The organism is Flavobacterium sp. (assembly GCF_049590715.1).
GTDB lineage: Bacteria > Bacteroidota > Bacteroidia > Flavobacteriales > Flavobacteriaceae > Flavobacterium.
Map to the genome: position 1 here is coordinate 1 of NZ_JBAWDL010000037.1, position 17,179 is coordinate 17,179.

Here is a 17,179-nt window from a genome sequence, read left to right on the forward strand (position 1 = left end):
CTATTAATCCAAAAGATGCTCTTACTGAAGCTGCAAAAGTTTTAATTCACCATTTCATGTTATTCTCTGACGAAAGAATTACACTCGAGGCTGATGAAATCGCACAAACAGAATCTTATGATGAGGAATCATTACATATGAGACAATTGCTTAAAACTAAGCTTGTTGATATGGATCTATCTGTTAGAGCATTAAACTGCTTGAAAGCGGCTGAAGTTGATACACTTGGTGATTTAGTATCGTTCAATAAAAATGACCTAATGAAATTCCGTAATTTTGGTAAAAAATCTTTAACAGAACTAGATGAACTAGTTGCTGTAAAGAATTTAACTTTCGGAATGGATTTAGCGAAATACAAACTAGATAAAGAATAATTTACTTCATATTTTGCTCTCCATAAAGGATTGTAGCAAGATGAAGTTAAAATAAATTGGTCATGAGACACGGAAAAAAATTCAATCACTTAAGCAGACAGACAGCGCATAGAAAATCTATGTTAGCTAATATGGCTTGTTCTCTTATTGAGCACAAACGTATTAATACTACTGTTGCTAAAGCAAAAGCGCTTAAACAATTTGTTGAGCCTTTAATAACAAAATCTAAAAATGACACGACTCACAATCGTCGTATTGTTTTTGCTTACTTACGTAGCAAGTATGCGGTAACTGATTTATTCAGAGACGTAGCTGCTAAAGTTGGTGACCGTCCAGGTGGATACACTCGTATCATTAAAGTTGGAAATCGTTTAGGAGATAATGCTGATATGGCAATGATCGAATTAGTAGATTTCAATGAACTTTATAATGGTGGTAAAAAAGAAGTTAAAAAAGCTAAAAGCCGTCGTGGTGGAAAATCTAAAAAAGCAGATGAAGCTACTGAAGCTCCTGTTGCTGAAAGTGATTCAGAAACTACTACTGAAGCTACTGAGTAATTATGAAAATAATCATTCGATAATATTAGAAAAGGATAAGCTATTTATAGTTTATCCTTTTTTTTTACTCATTTTTAATTGAATTGGGTAGTTGAGTAATTGTAAAAGTTATTTTTTACAATAGTATTTAAAAATTTGTTTCCATTGTATTAATGGATTAAATTTGCACCGTATTTATCTACAAATGAAATTTGCTGTGCGGATTTCACTAGGCTATTATAATATAAATCAAAGAATGAAATATACAACAAGACAGAGCGCCATACTTTTATTAAGTGATGGTACAATTTTTCACGGGAAATCGATTGGTATTAGTGGGACAACTTTTGGTGAAGTTTGTTTTAATACAGGTATGACAGGATATCAAGAAATATTTACTGACCCTTCTTATTTTGGTCAGATAATGGTAGCCACAAACCCTCATATTGGAAACTACGGTGTGAATGATAATGAAGTAGAGTCTGCTGGAATTAAAATTGCTGGTTTAGTTTGTAAAAACTTTAGTTTTAATTATTCAAGAGAAGATTCGTCAGGGAGTTTAGAGGATTATTTTGTTAAGCATAATTTAATATGTATTTCAGATGTTGATACTCGTGCTTTGGTAAGTTACATTAGAGAAAATGGGGCAATGAATGCTGTTATTTCTACTGATGGGACTTCTATAGAAGATTTAAAAATTGCTTTGGCTAATGTCCCAGATATGAAAGGTTTAGAATTGGCTTCTAAAGTTTCTACTAAAGAACCTTACTTTTTTGGTGATGAAAATGCTAAATACAAGGTTTCGGCTTTAGATTTAGGTATTAAGACAAATATTCTTAGAAATTTAGCTAAGAGAGATTGTTATATTAAAGTCTTTCCATATGACTCTTCATATACTGATTTAGCTTCTTTTAATCCCGATGGTTTTTTCTTATCCAACGGACCTGGTGATCCAGAGCCACTTTCTGGAGCTATTGAAGTGGCAAAAGAAATATTGAAAAACAACAAGCCTTTGTTTGGAATTTGTTTAGGTCACCAAGTTATAGGTCTTGCTAATGGAATTTCAACCTATAAAATGTTTAACGGACATAGAGGAATTAATCATCCTGTTAAGAATTTAATTACAGGTAAAGGAGAAATTACTTCTCAAAATCATGGTTTTGCTGTGAATAAGGAAGAGTTAGAAGGTAATCCAGATTTAGAAATCACCCATTTACATTTGAATGATGGAACTGTGGCTGGAATGCGTCTAAAAAATAAAAACTGTTTTTCAGTACAATACCACCCAGAAGCTAGTCCGGGACCTCATGATTCTTCATATTTGTTCGATCAATTTGTGTTGAACTTAAAAGGGTAATATTGACTTAAACAAGATTTAATCTTAAATGATTATTTTTGTTTTTTGTAAATAATTAGGGATATAGTGTATCGATGTTTTAAATTTTTAAAATACTCAGGTTGATTTGTTTAAAAAATTTGGATACATCGTTTTCGTTAATAACATTCGGAATTATTTGCATTATCATTAGAATAGATAGAATATATTTGCATATTAAAATTAAAAAGAAACAAGTATGAGCATAATTATTAAAATTCACGCAAGACAAATTTTCGATTCAAGAGGAAATCCTACTATTGAAGTAGATGTAATTACTGACAGTGGTGTTTTAGGAAGAGCGGCAGTTCCATCTGGAGCTTCAACTGGAGAACACGAGGCAGTAGAGTTACGTGATGGAGGAAAAGCCTATTTAGGAAAAGGAGTTTTGAATGCAGTGAAAAATGTTAATACACTAATTGCAGAAGAACTTGTAGGAACATCTGTTTTCGAACAAAATACAATTGATCAAATGATGATTGATTTGGATGGTACGCCAAACAAATCAAAACTAGGAGCTAATGCTATTTTAGGAGTTTCTCTTGCTGTAGCAAAAGCAGCAGCTAATGAATTAGGGTTGCCTTTATATAGATATGTTGGTGGAGTTTCTGCTAACACATTGCCAGTTCCAATGATGAATATCATCAACGGAGGATCTCACTCTGATGCGCCTATTGCATTTCAAGAGTTTATGATTTTTCCAGTTAAGGCTACTTCTTTTACTCATGCAATGCAAATGGGTTCTGAGATTTTCCATAGTTTGAAAAAAGTATTACACGATAGAGATTTAAGTACTGCAGTAGGTGATGAAGGTGGTTTTGCGCCAAATTTAGCTGGTGGTACTGAAGATGCTTTGGATACAATCAAATTAGCAGTTGAAAATGCAGGTTATACTTTCGGTGACGAAATTATGATTGCTTTGGATTGTGCTTCTGCTGAATTTTATGTAAACGGAAAATACGATTACTCTAAATTTGAAGGAGAAACTGGTAAAGTAAGATCTTCTGCTGAACAAGTAGATTATTTAGCTGAATTAGTTGCTAAATACCCAATTATCTCTATTGAAGATGGTATGGATGAAAATGACTGGGATGGTTGGAAATTATTAACTGAAAAAATCGGGGATAAAGTTCAATTAGTAGGTGATGATTTATTTGTTACTAATGTTGAACGTTTGTCTACTGGTATCGAAAGAGGTATTGCTAACTCAATTCTTGTAAAAGTAAACCAAATTGGTACTTTGACAGAAACTATTGCAGCTGTGAATATGGCTAAAAATGCAGGTTATACTTCAGTAATGTCTCACCGTTCAGGAGAGACAGAAGATAATACTATTGCTGACTTAGCTGTAGCATTAAACTGTGGTCAAATTAAGACTGGTTCGGCATCACGTTCTGATCGTATGGCTAAATACAATCAATTAATTCGTATTGAAGAAGAATTAGGAGATACTGCTTACTTCCCTGGAAAGAATGCATTCAAACAGAAATAATTCTTTTTGAGAATTATTTTAAGCCATTTACTAAAAGTAAATGGCTTTTTTTTTTAGTTTTAACATTTTCCCTAGATTATTCGTTTTTTAATTAATTCAAAATTCCTTAGATTTGAGCATTATTAAAAATAAAGATTTATTTCCAAAGTATTATGTCAAAAACAGCTATATTAGAAATTGATGGTAAAAAATATGAGTTTCCAATAATCAAAGGGAGCGAAAACGAAGAAGCCATTGATATTAAGAAATTACGAGATTTAACGGGAATGGTTACTCTTGATCCTGGGTATAAAAATTCAGGCTCTTGTACCAGTGGAATCACATTCTTGGATGGAGAATTAGGGATTTTACGTTACAGAGGGTATGCTATTGAGGATTTAGCTGATAATGCAAATTTCTTAGAAGTATCTTATCTTTTGATTTTTGGAGAAATGCCTACTGCAACTCAGTTAGAAAAGTTTGAAACTGACATACGTAAGCATACACTCGTAAATGAAGAAATGAAGAGTATATTGGATGGTTTTCCAAAAACAGCACATCCAATGGGTATTTTAGCTGCCTTGACAAGTGCTTTGACTTCATTTAATCCAAAATCAGTTGATGTTGAGAATGAAAAAGACATGTATAATGCTGTTTGTAAGACTATGGGGAAATTCCTAGTTATTGCAACTTGGACATTTAGAAAAAATATGGGGTATCCTTTGAATTATTATGATAATACAAAAGGATATGTTGAGAACTTCATGAGATTGATGTTTGAAATACCTACTGAACCATATAAAGTAAGTCAAAATGTGATTGATGCTTTGGATAAATTATTTATTCTTCATGCAGATCACGAACAAAACTGTTCTACATCAACAGTAAGAATGGTAGGGTCATCACATGCTGGTTTGTTTGCATCGATTTCTGCAGGAGTTTCTGCTTTATGGGGGCCACTTCATGGTGGTGCTAATCAAGCAGTACTTGAAATGTTAGAAGAGATTCACAATAATGGTGGAGATACTGAAAAGTATTTGGCTAAAGCCAAAGATAAAGCAGATCCATTTAGATTAATGGGCTTTGGTCATAGAGTATATAAAAACTTTGATCCACGTGCTAAAATAATCAAAAAAGCAGCTAATGAAGTTTTAGAAACATTAGGGGTTGAAGATCCAATTTTAGATATTGCAAGAAAACTTGAAAAAGCAGCTCTTGAAGATGAATATTTCAAAGCTAGAAATTTATATCCAAACGTAGATTTCTATTCGGGAATTATTTATAGAGCTTTAGGAATTCCTACCGATATGTTTACAGTTTTATTTGCTATTGGAAGATTACCAGGATGGATCGCACAATGGAAAGAGATGCGTGAAAACAAAGAGCCTATTGGAAGACCAAGACAAATATACACAGGTTCTCCTCTTAGAGAATTCAAGAAATAAGATTACAGATTAAATTAATTATAGAAAAGCTTCACTGAACTAGTGAGGCTTTTTTTTTAACTTTGTGTAAATAGATTGAATTAATGATAGCATTAAAAGTAAATAATGAAACAGCCAGGTTAAGATCAGTTGTTTTGGGCCTGGCAAAAAGTAACGGTCCTACACCTCTAGTTGAGGAAGCTTACGACCCAAAGTCATTAGAACATATTTTAGCGGGCACGTATCCTTTAGAAAAGGATATGGTAGTTGAAATGGATGTTTTTAATACTGTTCTGCAAAAATATGGTGTGAAAGTGTATCAACCGCAATTGATAGAAGAGTACAATCAGATTTTCACGAGAGACATTGGGTTTGTGATTGATGATTTTTTTATTAAATCGAATATATTGCCTGAACGCGAACGGGAATTAGATGCTATTCAATATGTTATTGATGAAATTAATCCTCAAAAAGTCGTTCGCCCACCAGAAGAAGCACATATTGAAGGAGGCGATGTGATGTTGTGGAATGATTATATATTTATTGGGACCTACAAAGGGAGTGATTATAAAAATTATATCACGGCTCGTACTAATATGAAAGGGGTACAGTTTATTAAGGATTTATTCCCAAATAAGATTGTAAAGGAATTTGATTTGATTAAGTCAAAGATTGAAGCTCGTGATAATGCCTTACATCTCGATTGTTGTTTTCAACCTGTGGGTAATGATAAAGGGATTATTTATAAGAGAGGTTTTCGTGAGGAAGCTGATTATATGTATTTAGTGGATCTTTTTGGGAAAGAGAATTTATTTCACATTAAAAGAAATGAAATGTATCATATGAATTCGAATGTTTTTTCGATTGATACTAATGTAGTGGTATCTGAGCGGAATTTTAAGCGTTTGAATACATGGTTGAGAGCACATGGTTTTATTGTAGAAGAGGTTCCTTATGCAGAGATAGCGAAACAAGAAGGTTTGTTGCGATGTTCAACATTGCCACTTATTAGAGAGTAAATATTAGTTTTTAATAAAATAGAAGATGAAACAAATTACCAATTCAATTTTAATGATTCGCCCTGTAGCGTTTCGAATGAACGAGCAAACAGCGGTTAATAATTATTATCAAAAGGTTATAGATGGGTTACTTCCTGCTACAGTAAATGCTAAAGCACAACAGGAATTTGATGGCTTGGTTGAAAAATTGACTGCAGTGGGAGTAGATGTGATTGTTGTAGATGATACCGTGGATATTGATACGCCTGATAGTATTTTTCCAAATAATTGGATATCCATGCATGAAAATGGAGATGTTGCTTTTTATCCTATGTTTGCTGAGAATAGAAGGTCAGAACGCCGTGAAGATATTTTAGATATTCTAGAAGATAAAGGGTTTAAGATTGAAAATATCATTGATTATTCTTCGGCAGAAGAAGATGGTTTTTTTCTAGAAGGAACAGGGAGTATTGTACTAGATAGAGAAAATGAAAAGGCCTATTGTGCACTATCGCCAAGAGCTGATGAAGAGCTGTTTATTGAATATTGTGAAGACTTTGATTATGCACCTGTTGTGTTTGAAGCTTTTCATACTGTTGATGGTGAACGAAAGTTGATTTATCATACAAATGTAATGATGACTGTTGGGGATACTTTTGCCGTAGTATGTGCCGATGCTATTGACGACAAGCAAGAGCGTAAAATGGTTCTTGAAAATCTGAAGAAAGACAATAAAGAAATTGTTTTGATTACTGAAAAACAGTTGAACAGTTTTGTGGGTAATATGCTTGAAGTTTTGGGTGCTGATGAGAAAAAATATATGGTTATGAGTACGGCTGCCTATGGTAGTTTAACTGCGAAACAAATTGCGCAAATTGAAAATCATGCTGAAATCATCAGTACAAGTTTAGATACTATTGAAGCCTGTGGTGGAGGAAGTGCCCGTTGTATGATGGCGGAGATTTTTCTGAAAAAGGAATAATGTTTGGTAAAGGATGTTCTGCCCCAGATAGTAACGGCAGCCCCGAATGATAAAAGGCTATTTTTTACGGGAATTGCAGAGCGACCAGAGGAAGCTCCTGCAATGACCTAGTAAAAAAAGCGTTTTGAATGAGGGCTAGAGTGGATAGCTGGATTAGGCTCTAATAGAAGAATGTTTATTGGGCTGGTTTTTGTTATAAAAGAATTACTTTTGCAATTCAAAATTATGAAAATGAAAAATAAAAAAACATTAGTTCTTGGCGCTTCTACAAAACCGGAAAGATATTCGTTTAAAGCGATAACTAATTTGGTTGCAAAAGGGCATTCGGTTCTTGCAATTGGTCAAAATGCAGGTGAAGTGGCAGGGATAAAAATTCAAACTAAGGCGATTCCATTAAAAAATGTTGATACTGTCACTTTGTATTTGAATGCAACGCGTCAACGTGATTACTATAATTATATTGTAGAAGCAAGTCCGAAACGAGTAATTTTTAATCCAGGTGCTGAAAACCCTGAGCTTGCACAACTTTTAGAATTGAATAATATTAAGTCGGAACAGGCGTGTACTTTGGTATTATTGGCTACAAATCAATTTTAATTTTTTTTTATAAAGTTAAGATACTGTTGGCTCTGTAAATTGTTTATTTTTTTGTTTCTATGGAATTTTCTTCAAAATTAATTGAAAAAGCAGTTAATGAAATTGCGCAATTGCCTGGCATTGGGAAACGATCAGCCTTGCGATTGGTATTGCATTTGTTGAAACAGCCAAAAGAACAAACGGATTTTTTATCTAAAGCATTAGTCAATATGAGAGCTGATATAAAATATTGTATCAGCTGTCATAATATTTCGGATAATGAAATTTGTGAGATTTGTTCCAATGTGAATAGAAATCATCAGATTATTTGCGTTGTTGAAGATATAAGAGATGTAATGGCCATTGAGGGGACTGGGCAATTTAGGGGTGTTTATCATGTATTAGGAGGGAAGATTTCGCCTATTGAAGGTGTAGGTCCTAGTCAGTTGAAGATTTCTTCGCTAGTAGAAAAAGTAAAAACAGGAAGTGTTACAGAGATTATTTTTGCATTGAGTTCTACCATGGAAGGAGATACAACTAATTTTTTTATTTATAAACAAATTGCTGATACAACTGTCATTATGTCAACGATTGCGAGAGGGATTGCTGTAGGTGATGAATTAGAGTATGCGGATGAAGTGACATTAGGAAGAAGTATTTTACATCGAGTCCCTTTTGAGAAGTCGTTTAAAAATAATTAATTGTCTTAATAAAAAATCAAACTTTTAATATAGTAAATGAAAAGCTATATTTGTTGTCTAAAATAGAAAAATGAACAAGTGTATTTTCTTCTTATTTATGAATATTAGTCTGTTGTTTACATCGTGTATTTCGACTCAAGATTTGACTTATTTACAAAAAAAGGAAGGTGCTGTTGCTGAATCGGTGATTTCGGAGGTTGCTTTTAAACCATACAGATTACAAACGAATGATATTGTCAGTATTCACATTAAAGCAATTGATCCAAAATTAGTTTCAATGTTCAGTACGGCAAATGAAGGAACATTAGGTAGAACAGCTTCTAGCTTGTATTTTGATGGTTTTACGGTTGATGATCATGGAAATATTAGAATTCCTGTTTTAGGAGAAATGAATGTGATGGGCTATACTCTTGATGAGATACGATTAAAAATTGAGGACCAGTTATTAGCAGAATATTTTAAAAAAGAAGCTAATATCTTTGTAACAGTAAAATTAGCTGGATTTAGATATACCATTAATGGAGAAGTAGGAAGTACGGGGACTAAAACACTATTTCAAGACAAGGTTACTATCATGGAGGCTATTGCAAACTCCGGAGATATCACTTTGACTGGGAATCGAAAAGCAGTTACAATTCTTAGACAAACCGCCACAGGAAGTCAAATGCATGATCTTGATTTGACGGATATTAACGTAATGCAATCGCCTTATTATTATTTACAACCCAATGATTATATCTATGTAAAACCATTAAAACAAAAAACTTGGGGAACAGGCAAAACACTTTTGGAGTCTTTCAGTACATTTGTAACATTACTGTCCTTTGCCACGACCACTTTTTTTCTGTTAAAAAAATAAAATTAGAAAATGTTAGATATAAAAGATTTTTCAATTTTTGAAAATCAAACGAATTTTGATTTTAAAGGCTTTTTAATAAAGGTATTAAGTTATTGGAGGTGGTTCATAATCAGTTTGATTATCGCATTTACCATTGCTTATCAAGTTAATATTAGGAAAGAGAAAATTTATGGGATGGAAACACTCATCTCTGTAAAAGAAGAAAGTAATCCTCTATTTACTTCAAATACAAGTTTGGTCTTTAATTGGGGAGGGATTTCGGATCAAGTTAGTACGATTTCAACCATATTTCAATCAAGATCTCATAATGAATTAGTGGTTGATAAATTACAATTCTATATTGATTATTTGGAACAAGGAAAATACAACCTTACAGATGCTTATGGATCTGTTCCTTTTTATGTTGTGATTAATAAATCAAAAGGACAGTTGGCGAATACGCTAATAGGAATAAAATTTTTAAGTGAAAATGAGTATGAAATTCGTATTCCATTTAATGGCAATAGTGTTTCTGTAATTACTTATTCTGATGATTCATATAGTAATACTGCTGTTGTAGCTGGTGAATTTGTTAAAAGATATAAAGTTGGGGAATTAGTTTCATTGCCTTTTTTGAATTGGAAATTACAAATAAAGGATAAGCCTGGTTTTTATAAAGGGAATGAGTATTTTGTGAGATTCAATGATTTTGATGGAGCTGTATCAAAGTATAAAGGAGTCAATGTTCGTTCAGATGACAAAGGAGGTTCGATAATTACACTTGGAATGCAAGGGACGAATAAAGCACGAATGGTTGAGTATTTGAATTCGACAGTAAAAATGCTTATTCAAAGACAATTAGATGATAAGAATCAATTTGCAACGAATACCATTAGTTTTATTGACAGTACTCTTATTGCAATGGAATCCCAATTGAGAGAGACTGGGGATGAGTTAAAGTCTTTTAGAAAAAGTAAAAATATCTATGATATTGAAGCTGGAGGAGAAAAATTTTCAGATCAAATTTTTGAATTTGATATAAAGAAAGATGAAGTAACTCGTAAAGTTACGTACTATAATTCCTTGAAAGCGTATTTGAAAAATAGTACTGATTATTCAAAGCTTCCAGCACCTTCAGTAGCTGGAATTGATGATCCTAATATTGTAGCTAATATTTCGAAATTGATCGCCCTTTCTACACAACGATCTGAAATGGCTTATGCTGTTAAAAGTGATAAGATTTTTAAAGATTTTGATAGCCAGATGGAAGCTGTTAAAAATGTGCTTTTAGAAAACATTGTTACAGCAAAGTCAGGATTGCAATATGAATTAATGACTATAAATAGTAAAATAAATCAAGCAGAACATACTATTAAAGCACTTCCTGATGACCAGCAAGAACTTATTAAAATAAAGAGGAAGTATGATTTGAGTGATAATATTTATAGTACTTTTTTACAAAAAAGAAGTGAAGCCGATATTGTTAAAGCTGCTAATTTATCAGATATCCATTTTATTGACCCAGCCAAAGATATCGGTGGTGGTTTGTTAGGACCTAAGACATCTGTGAATTATGTATTAGCGTTGTTTTTAGGGATATTATTTCCTTTATTGATTGTGTTTGTTATTTTGTTTGTAAATAATTCGGTTCAAAATACGGATGATATTAATAGCTTAACCAAAATTCCATTAATAGGTGTAGTAGGTTTAAATAAAGGTCAGTCGGACTTGGCAGTATTTGAAAAGCCTAAATCAGCTTTGTCAGAATCCTTTCGAGCCATACGGTCGTCATTACAGTTTTTATACAAGCAACAAAGTCTTGATGGGGCCAAAACATTGATGATTACATCTTCTATCAGTGGGGAAGGAAAAACATTTTGTTCTATAAATATCGCTACTGTCTTTGCTTTAAGTGAAAAAAAGACTGTGATTCTTGGTTTGGACTTAAGGAAACCAAAATTGGCAGACGAATTTGGTTTGGTAAATAATGTGGGTATTGTTAATTACTTGATTAATCAAAAAGGAGTGGACGAAATCATTCAAAAGACGCAGATTCCATTTTTAGATATTGTATTATCGGGATCAATACCTCCTAATCCTTCAGAGTTAATTCTTAGTGAACGTATGGGAGAGCTTATGGCAGAATTAAAGAGTAAATACGATTATATTATAATGGATACTCCTCCAGTCGGTTTAGTTTCAGATGTTATAGAGTTGTCTCAATATGCTGATGTTACCTTGTATATTGTAAGGCAGAATTATTCCAAAAAGGAGATGATCACGATGTTGAATAACAGAGTTAAACGAGAAGAATTACAAAATACTAGTATTATTTTGAATGGTTTTGAAAATAAGGCTAAATATGGTTCAGCTTATGGATACGGTTATGGATACGGTGATTATTCAAACGGGTATCATGATGATGAAAAGCCTAAGAGTTTTATCAAAAAAATATGGAGCAAGTTTCGCAATTCGAATGTAAGTTAGATTATAAAAAATGAAGATGGGAATAAATACGACATTATTGATAACTGGTGGGGCTGGATTTATAGGTTCTAATTTGTGTGAGCATTTTTTAAGAAAAGGATATCGAGTGGTTTGTTTGGATAATTTTTCTACAGGGCATAAGCATAATTTGAAAGATTTTGAGAATCATGAAAATTTTCGTTTAGTAGTAGGTGATATTCGAAATCTAAAGGATTGTGAAGCAGCAGTTCAAGGAGTCGATTATGTGTTGCATCAAGCTGCATTAGGCTCAGTTCCTCGTTCCATAATTGACCCGTTGACAACTAATGATGTAAATGTTTCTGGTTTCTTGAATATGCTTACAGCAGCTCGAGATGCTAAGGTAAAACGTTTTGTGTATGCTGCTAGTTCTTCAACTTATGGGGATTCTGAAGGGCTTCCTAAGGTAGAAGATGCTATTGGAAAGCCATTATCGCCTTACGCAATTACAAAATATGTAAATGAACTCTACGCTGAAATTTTCAGTAAAACATATGGTTTGGAAACGATAGGGCTACGTTATTTTAATGTTTTTGGTCGAAAACAAGATCCAAATGGAGCTTATGCCGCAGTAATTCCAAAATTTGTAATGCAACTTATGCAGTTAGAAAGTCCAGTGATTAATGGTGATGGCAATTATTCAAGAGACTTTACTTATATTGATAATGTGATCTTGATGAATGAGTTGGCTATCAGAACAGAAAATAATTTAGCAGTAAATACCGTTTATAATACAGCCTTTGGAGATCGAAATACTTTAAATGAATTAGTAGGGTATCTTAAAGACTATTTATCAAAATATGATGCTCGAATTGCAGAAGTTGAAATAAAGTATGGTCCTAACAGAGCAGGAGATATTCCGCATTCATTAGCTAGTATTGAAAAAGCAAAAAAATTATTGGGCTATAATCCAGAGTATTCTTTACAAGATGGATTAGAAAAAGCTGTTGGTTGGTATTGGGAAAATTTACGATAACGAAAAAGAATACTATTAGAGAGAATACTCTTTCTAAAAATAAATAAATCTAGGATTAGAAAATAGAATAAATGAAAATTACAAAAATTTGTTGTATTGGTGCAGGATATGTTGGAGGTCCTACTATGGCTATCATAGCACAAAAGTGTCCACATATACAAGTGACTGTTGTTGATTTGAATGAAAACAGAATAGCAGCTTGGAATGATGAGGATGTTACTAAAATTCCTATTTATGAACCTGGACTTTCGGATATTGTAGCGGAATCTAGAGGAAGAAACTTGTTTTTTTCTACTGATGTTGAAACAGCTATTGATGAAGCGGAATTGATTTTTATTTCGGTAAATACGCCTACTAAAACTTTTGGTAAAGGAAAAGGAATGGCAGCTGATTTAAAATATATTGAATTGTGTGCCAGACAAATTGCTAAAATTGCCAAAGACAATAAGATTGTAGTCGAAAAATCGACTTTGCCTGTTAGAACAGCTGAGGCAATCAAAAGTATTTTGGATCATACAGGTAATGGAGTCCAGTTTCAAATTTTGTCAAACCCTGAGTTTTTAGCTGAAGGTACAGCAGTTGATGATTTGTTATTTCCAGATAGAATACTAATTGGAGGAGATGCTTCTAAAGAAGGTGTAGAAGCAATTCAATCTCTAGTTGATGTTTATGCTAATTGGGTACCACAGGATAAGATTTTGACCACTAATGTATGGTCTTCAGAATTATCGAAGCTAACGGCTAATGCCTTTTTAGCACAACGTATTTCTTCTATTAATGCGATGTCTGAACTTTGTGAAAAAACTGGAGCTGATGTTAACGAAGTTGCTAGAGCTATTGGAATGGATAGTAGGATTGGATCTAAATTTCTTAAATCTTCAGTTGGTTTTGGTGGCTCCTGTTTTCAAAAAGACATTCTTAATTTGGTTTATATTGCAAAATCGTATGGTTTAAATGAAGTAGCTGATTATTGGGAGCAAGTGATTGTTATGAATGATCATCAGAAAAGACGTTTTTCGAATAAAATTGTTCAAACCCTTTATAATACAGTTGCCGATAAAAAAATAGCTTTTTTAGGTTGGGCATTTAAGAAGGATACTAATGATACTAGAGAGTCAGCTGCTATTTATGTTGCGGATGATTTAATCAATGAACAAGCAAATATTACTGTTTATGATCCTAAAGTTGCAGGTGATAAAGTTTTTTCAGATTTAAATTACTTAAAAACAAGAAGTGCGGATAGCAATAAAGAAAGGGTAAGTGTTGTTCAGGATCCTTATGAAGCCTGCTTAAATGCGCATGCTATCGCAGTATTGACAGAATGGGATGAGTTTATTACTTACGATTGGAATAGAATTTACCATTCCATGCAGAAACCGGCATTTGTTTTTGATGGTCGAAATGTGCTAAATCGTGCGGAAATGGAAAAGATAGGATTTGTTTATCAATCTGTAGGTTCTTAATGATATAAAGAATATTGTTAAAGGTTGGTATAAAATAATTTTTCAAAATACAAAAGGAGATGAATTGGTATGTAGTATATACAAAACCGAAATGGGAGAAGAAAGTAGTAGAGCAGTTAGTGAAATTAGGGATTGAGTGTTATTGTCCGTTAGTCATAAAAATGAGGCAATGGTCGGATAGAAAGAAAAAAGTTGAAGTGCCTTTGTTTAATTCGTATGTTTTTGTTCAGTTAGAAGAATCGGATAGGAATTTAGTTTTTCAATCAGCTGGAGCAGTTCGTTATCTTTTTTGGTTAGGAAAACCTGCTATTGTTCGGGATGATGAAATTAGTACCATTAAAAAATGGTTAGAAAAACCAAATAATATTGATATTAGTATATTGCCTTATAAAATTGGTGATAAAATAAAAGTAGAGTCGGGGCCTTTTTTAGGTCAAGAAGCTGTTGTTAAGGAGTTAAATAAGACGCATTGTATGTTAGTCTTAGAAAGTTTAGGATGTGTATTAAAAATGGATTTAGTTGCTAATTTATAGTGTGAATAAAAACAATAAAAATAATAATGAAAAAAATACTTATAACAGGGGGAGCAGGTTTTATAGGGTCTCATGTCGTTAGACTCTTTGTTACAAAATACAGTAATTATCAAATCTATAATTTAGATGCCTTAACGTATGCTGGTAATCTTGAAAATTTAGTTGATATTGAAAATGCACCTAATTATACATTTATCAAAGGAGATATTAGTGATGAAAAATTCATTTCTGATTTATTCCAAGAACATCAATTTGATGGGGTTTTGCATTTAGCAGCAGAGTCACATGTAGATCGTTCTATTGAAGATCCTATGGCTTTTGTAAAAACGAATGTTATTGGAACTGTTAATTTATTGAATGCTTCTAGGTCTATTTGGGCTGGGAATTATGAAAACAAACGTTTCTATCATATCAGTACTGACGAGGTGTATGGTTCTTTGGGCGCTGAAGGATTATTTACAGAAACAACGGCTTATGATCCTAATTCACCATATTCTGCTTCAAAAGCAAGTTCTGATCATTTTGTTAGGGCTTATGGAGAGACGTATGGTTTGCCTTATGTACTGACGAATTGTTCTAATAATTATGGACCAAATCATTTTCCAGAAAAATTAATTCCATTATTTATTAATAATATTATTAATAATAAGCCTCTACCTGTTTATGGTGATGGTAATTATACACGAGATTGGCTTTATGTTGTTGATCATGCTCGTGCTATTGATATTGTTTTCCATAAAGGAGAAAATCATGGTACTTATAATATAGGTGGTTTTAATGAATGGAAAAACATTGATTTAGTTCGTTTATTATGCGGTATTATGGATGATAAATTGGGACGTGAAACGGGAGAGTCAGAGAAGTTGATTACTTATGTAAAAGATAGACCAGGTCATGATTTACGCTATGCTATTGATGCTTCAAAGATTAATAAAGAATTAGGTTGGGAACCTTCGGTGACATTTGAACAAGGTCTTGAAGTGACGGTTAATTGGTATCTACAAAATACAGAATGGTTAAATAGCGTAACTAGTGGTATTTATGCTCAGTATTATGAAGAAAAATATTTAAAAATATAAGTTTTTTATTATTTTTTGTGCAATTGATTTGTTTTAGTGTTTTAAACATGAAGGGGATTCTGTTAGAATTTCATTTCAGATTTTAACGGGAAGCCGTTTATAATTTTATATATTTGCCGTTTTTATGAAAAGAAGCTTTTACTCCATATTTTGTGGGTTAGAGTTGCGAAGCGGTGCATAAAACTTTTGTTTTTAATGAGTTCAGATATTAAAATTGGTATTGTTGGTTTAGGATATGTGGGTTTGCCATTAGCACGTCTTTTTGCAACCAAGCATTCTGTTGTAGGGTATGATATCAATGAGGTTCGTATTTCTCAAATACAGAATGGTATTGATAGTACTCAGGAACTTTCTCCAAACCAATTAAATGACGTTTTGATTGATGATTTGGGGCAGAAATCCTTTAAAACAGGTCTTTTAGTAACTACAGATAAAGAAAAGCTTTCTCAATGTAATTATTATGTAATTACTGTTCCAACGCCAGTTGATAAAAATAATAAGCCCAATTTAAATCCATTGTATCGCTCTTCGGAAACAGTGGCTCTTTATTTAAAAAAAGGAGATATTGTCATTTATGAATCAACGGTTTATCCTGGACTTACCGAGGAAGAATGTGTTCCTGTTTTGGAACGTTTCTCTAATTTAAAATTCAATGTAGATTTTTTTGTAGGGTATTCTCCTGAGCGAATTAATCCTGGAGATAAATTACATACGGTTGATAAAATTTTGAAAATTACATCGGGTTCTACTCCTCAAACAGCACAAAAAGTTAATGATCTTTATCTGTCTGTTATCACGGCTGGAACCTATTTGGCTCCGAGTATAAAAGTAGCTGAAGCTGCCAAAGTGATTGAAAATTCACAACGTGATATTAATATTGCTTTTGTAAATGAATTGGCTAAGATTTTTAGTCTAATGAAGATTGATACCCAAGAGGTATTAGCAGCAGCAGCTACAAAGTGGAATTTTTTGCCTTTTAAACCTGGATTAGTTGGTGGGCATTGTATAGGTGTTGACCCTTATTATTTAGCACAAAAAGCACAAGAACTTGGGTATCATCCCGAGATTATTTTGGCTGGTCGCCGTTTAAATGATAGCATGGGGGATTATATCGCTTCACAAGTGGTGAAGTTGATGATTAAAAATGGAATTATTGTTAATCAAGCAAGTTTGTTAATGCTGGGAATAACATTCAAAGAAAATTGTCCAGATGTAAGAAATACTAAAATTGTTGATTTAGTAAAATCATTATTGGATTATGGTATTAAAATTACCATCTACGACCCTTTGGTTTCTGCTGAGGAAGTGTATCGTGAGTATCAATTGGAATCAGTCCAAGAAATGCCTA

16 protein-coding genes are annotated in these 17,179 nt (G+C 32.8%); all 16 read left to right on the forward strand.

The window, feature by feature from the left end; genetic code table 11:
* Nucleotides 1-374, forward strand: a 374-nt coding sequence (locus tag WBQ70_RS02100; RefSeq protein ID WP_423909898.1) for a DNA-directed RNA polymerase subunit alpha C-terminal domain-containing protein, incomplete at its 5' end; no start/stop codon positions are given.
* A gap of 62 nt (nucleotides 375-436) precedes the next feature.
* Nucleotides 437-931 carry a 50S ribosomal protein L17 gene (rplQ, locus tag WBQ70_RS02105; protein ID WP_423909901.1) on the forward strand — a complete coding sequence of 165 codons (495 nt, stop codon included), beginning with the start codon at nucleotides 437-439 and terminating at the stop codon, nucleotides 929-931.
* Between the two features lie 235 nt (nucleotides 932-1,166).
* Complete coding sequence (gene carA, locus WBQ70_RS02110) at nucleotides 1,167-2,267, forward strand: glutamine-hydrolyzing carbamoyl-phosphate synthase small subunit (RefSeq protein ID WP_423909904.1); 1,101 nt, start codon at nucleotides 1,167-1,169, stop codon at nucleotides 2,265-2,267.
* 217 nt (nucleotides 2,268-2,484) lie between these two features.
* Nucleotides 2,485-3,777 (forward strand): phosphopyruvate hydratase, encoded by a 1,293-nt coding sequence (gene eno / locus WBQ70_RS02115; RefSeq protein ID WP_423909907.1) that lies wholly within the window; start codon nucleotides 2,485-2,487, stop codon nucleotides 3,775-3,777.
* A 152-nt stretch (nucleotides 3,778-3,929) separates the two neighbouring features.
* Nucleotides 3,930-5,201, forward strand: coding sequence for a citrate synthase (locus WBQ70_RS02120; protein ID WP_423909909.1), 1,272 nt, complete (start codon nucleotides 3,930-3,932; stop codon nucleotides 5,199-5,201).
* An 83-nt stretch (nucleotides 5,202-5,284) separates the two neighbouring features.
* Complete coding sequence (locus WBQ70_RS02125) at nucleotides 5,285-6,199, forward strand: dimethylarginine dimethylaminohydrolase family protein (RefSeq protein ID WP_423909912.1); 915 nt, start codon at nucleotides 5,285-5,287, stop codon at nucleotides 6,197-6,199.
* 25 nt (nucleotides 6,200-6,224) lie between these two features.
* On the forward strand, nucleotides 6,225-7,160 hold the full coding sequence (gene ctlX / locus WBQ70_RS02130) for a citrulline utilization hydrolase CtlX (protein WP_423909914.1): 936 nt from the start codon (nucleotides 6,225-6,227) through the stop codon (nucleotides 7,158-7,160).
* A 231-nt stretch (nucleotides 7,161-7,391) separates the two neighbouring features.
* A complete protein-coding gene (locus WBQ70_RS02135) occupies nucleotides 7,392-7,757 on the forward strand; it encodes a CoA-binding protein (protein ID WP_423909917.1) in 366 nt (121 codons plus the stop codon).
* 59 nt (nucleotides 7,758-7,816) lie between these two features.
* Complete coding sequence (gene recR / locus WBQ70_RS02140; RefSeq protein WP_423909920.1) at nucleotides 7,817-8,437, forward strand: recombination mediator RecR; 621 nt, start codon at nucleotides 7,817-7,819, stop codon at nucleotides 8,435-8,437.
* A gap of 70 nt (nucleotides 8,438-8,507) precedes the next feature.
* Entirely contained in the window at nucleotides 8,508-9,296 is a 789-nt protein-coding gene (locus WBQ70_RS02145) for a polysaccharide biosynthesis/export family protein (RefSeq protein ID WP_423909923.1), read from the forward strand.
* Nucleotides 9,297-9,305: 9 nt separating this feature from the next.
* A complete protein-coding gene (locus WBQ70_RS02150; RefSeq protein ID WP_423909926.1) occupies nucleotides 9,306-11,762 on the forward strand; it encodes a polysaccharide biosynthesis tyrosine autokinase in 2,457 nt (818 codons plus the stop codon).
* A gap of 10 nt (nucleotides 11,763-11,772) precedes the next feature.
* Nucleotides 11,773-12,756, forward strand: a complete 984-nt coding sequence (locus tag WBQ70_RS02155) for an SDR family oxidoreductase (protein ID WP_423909929.1) — start codon at nucleotides 11,773-11,775, stop codon at nucleotides 12,754-12,756.
* Between the two features lie 71 nt (nucleotides 12,757-12,827).
* On the forward strand, nucleotides 12,828-14,219 hold the full coding sequence (locus WBQ70_RS02160; RefSeq protein WP_423909931.1) for a UDP-glucose 6-dehydrogenase: 1,392 nt from the start codon (nucleotides 12,828-12,830) through the stop codon (nucleotides 14,217-14,219).
* A gap of 59 nt (nucleotides 14,220-14,278) precedes the next feature.
* Nucleotides 14,279-14,752, forward strand: a complete 474-nt coding sequence (locus tag WBQ70_RS02165) for a UpxY family transcription antiterminator (protein WP_423909934.1) — start codon at nucleotides 14,279-14,281, stop codon at nucleotides 14,750-14,752.
* A gap of 26 nt (nucleotides 14,753-14,778) precedes the next feature.
* Nucleotides 14,779-15,831, forward strand: coding sequence for a dTDP-glucose 4,6-dehydratase (rfbB, locus tag WBQ70_RS02170; protein ID WP_423909937.1), 1,053 nt, complete (start codon nucleotides 14,779-14,781; stop codon nucleotides 15,829-15,831).
* A gap of 195 nt (nucleotides 15,832-16,026) precedes the next feature.
* The coding region (locus WBQ70_RS02175; protein WP_423909939.1) for a nucleotide sugar dehydrogenase at nucleotides 16,027-17,179 on the forward strand (1,153 nt) is incomplete at its 3' end.

Coding starts and splice junctions, on each gene's coding strand:
- rplQ (WP_423909901.1), top strand. CDS start 437: ATGAGACACGGAAAAAAATTCAATCACTTAAGCAGACAGACAGCGCAT.
- carA (WP_423909904.1), top strand. CDS start 1,167: ATGAAATATACAACAAGACAGAGCGCCATACTTTTATTAAGTGATGGT.
- eno (WP_423909907.1), top strand. CDS start 2,485: ATGAGCATAATTATTAAAATTCACGCAAGACAAATTTTCGATTCAAGA.
- WBQ70_RS02120 (WP_423909909.1), top strand. CDS start 3,930: ATGTCAAAAACAGCTATATTAGAAATTGATGGTAAAAAATATGAGTTT.
- WBQ70_RS02125 (WP_423909912.1), top strand. CDS start 5,285: ATGATAGCATTAAAAGTAAATAATGAAACAGCCAGGTTAAGATCAGTT.
- ctlX (WP_423909914.1), top strand. CDS start 6,225: ATGAAACAAATTACCAATTCAATTTTAATGATTCGCCCTGTAGCGTTT.
- WBQ70_RS02135 (WP_423909917.1), top strand. CDS start 7,392: ATGAAAAATAAAAAAACATTAGTTCTTGGCGCTTCTACAAAACCGGAA.
- recR (WP_423909920.1), top strand. CDS start 7,817: ATGGAATTTTCTTCAAAATTAATTGAAAAAGCAGTTAATGAAATTGCG.
- WBQ70_RS02145 (WP_423909923.1), top strand. CDS start 8,508: ATGAACAAGTGTATTTTCTTCTTATTTATGAATATTAGTCTGTTGTTT.
- WBQ70_RS02150 (WP_423909926.1), top strand. CDS start 9,306: ATGTTAGATATAAAAGATTTTTCAATTTTTGAAAATCAAACGAATTTT.
- WBQ70_RS02155 (WP_423909929.1), top strand. CDS start 11,773: ATGAAGATGGGAATAAATACGACATTATTGATAACTGGTGGGGCTGGA.
- WBQ70_RS02160 (WP_423909931.1), top strand. CDS start 12,828: ATGAAAATTACAAAAATTTGTTGTATTGGTGCAGGATATGTTGGAGGT.
- WBQ70_RS02165 (WP_423909934.1), top strand. CDS start 14,279: ATGAATTGGTATGTAGTATATACAAAACCGAAATGGGAGAAGAAAGTA.
- rfbB (WP_423909937.1), top strand. CDS start 14,779: ATGAAAAAAATACTTATAACAGGGGGAGCAGGTTTTATAGGGTCTCAT.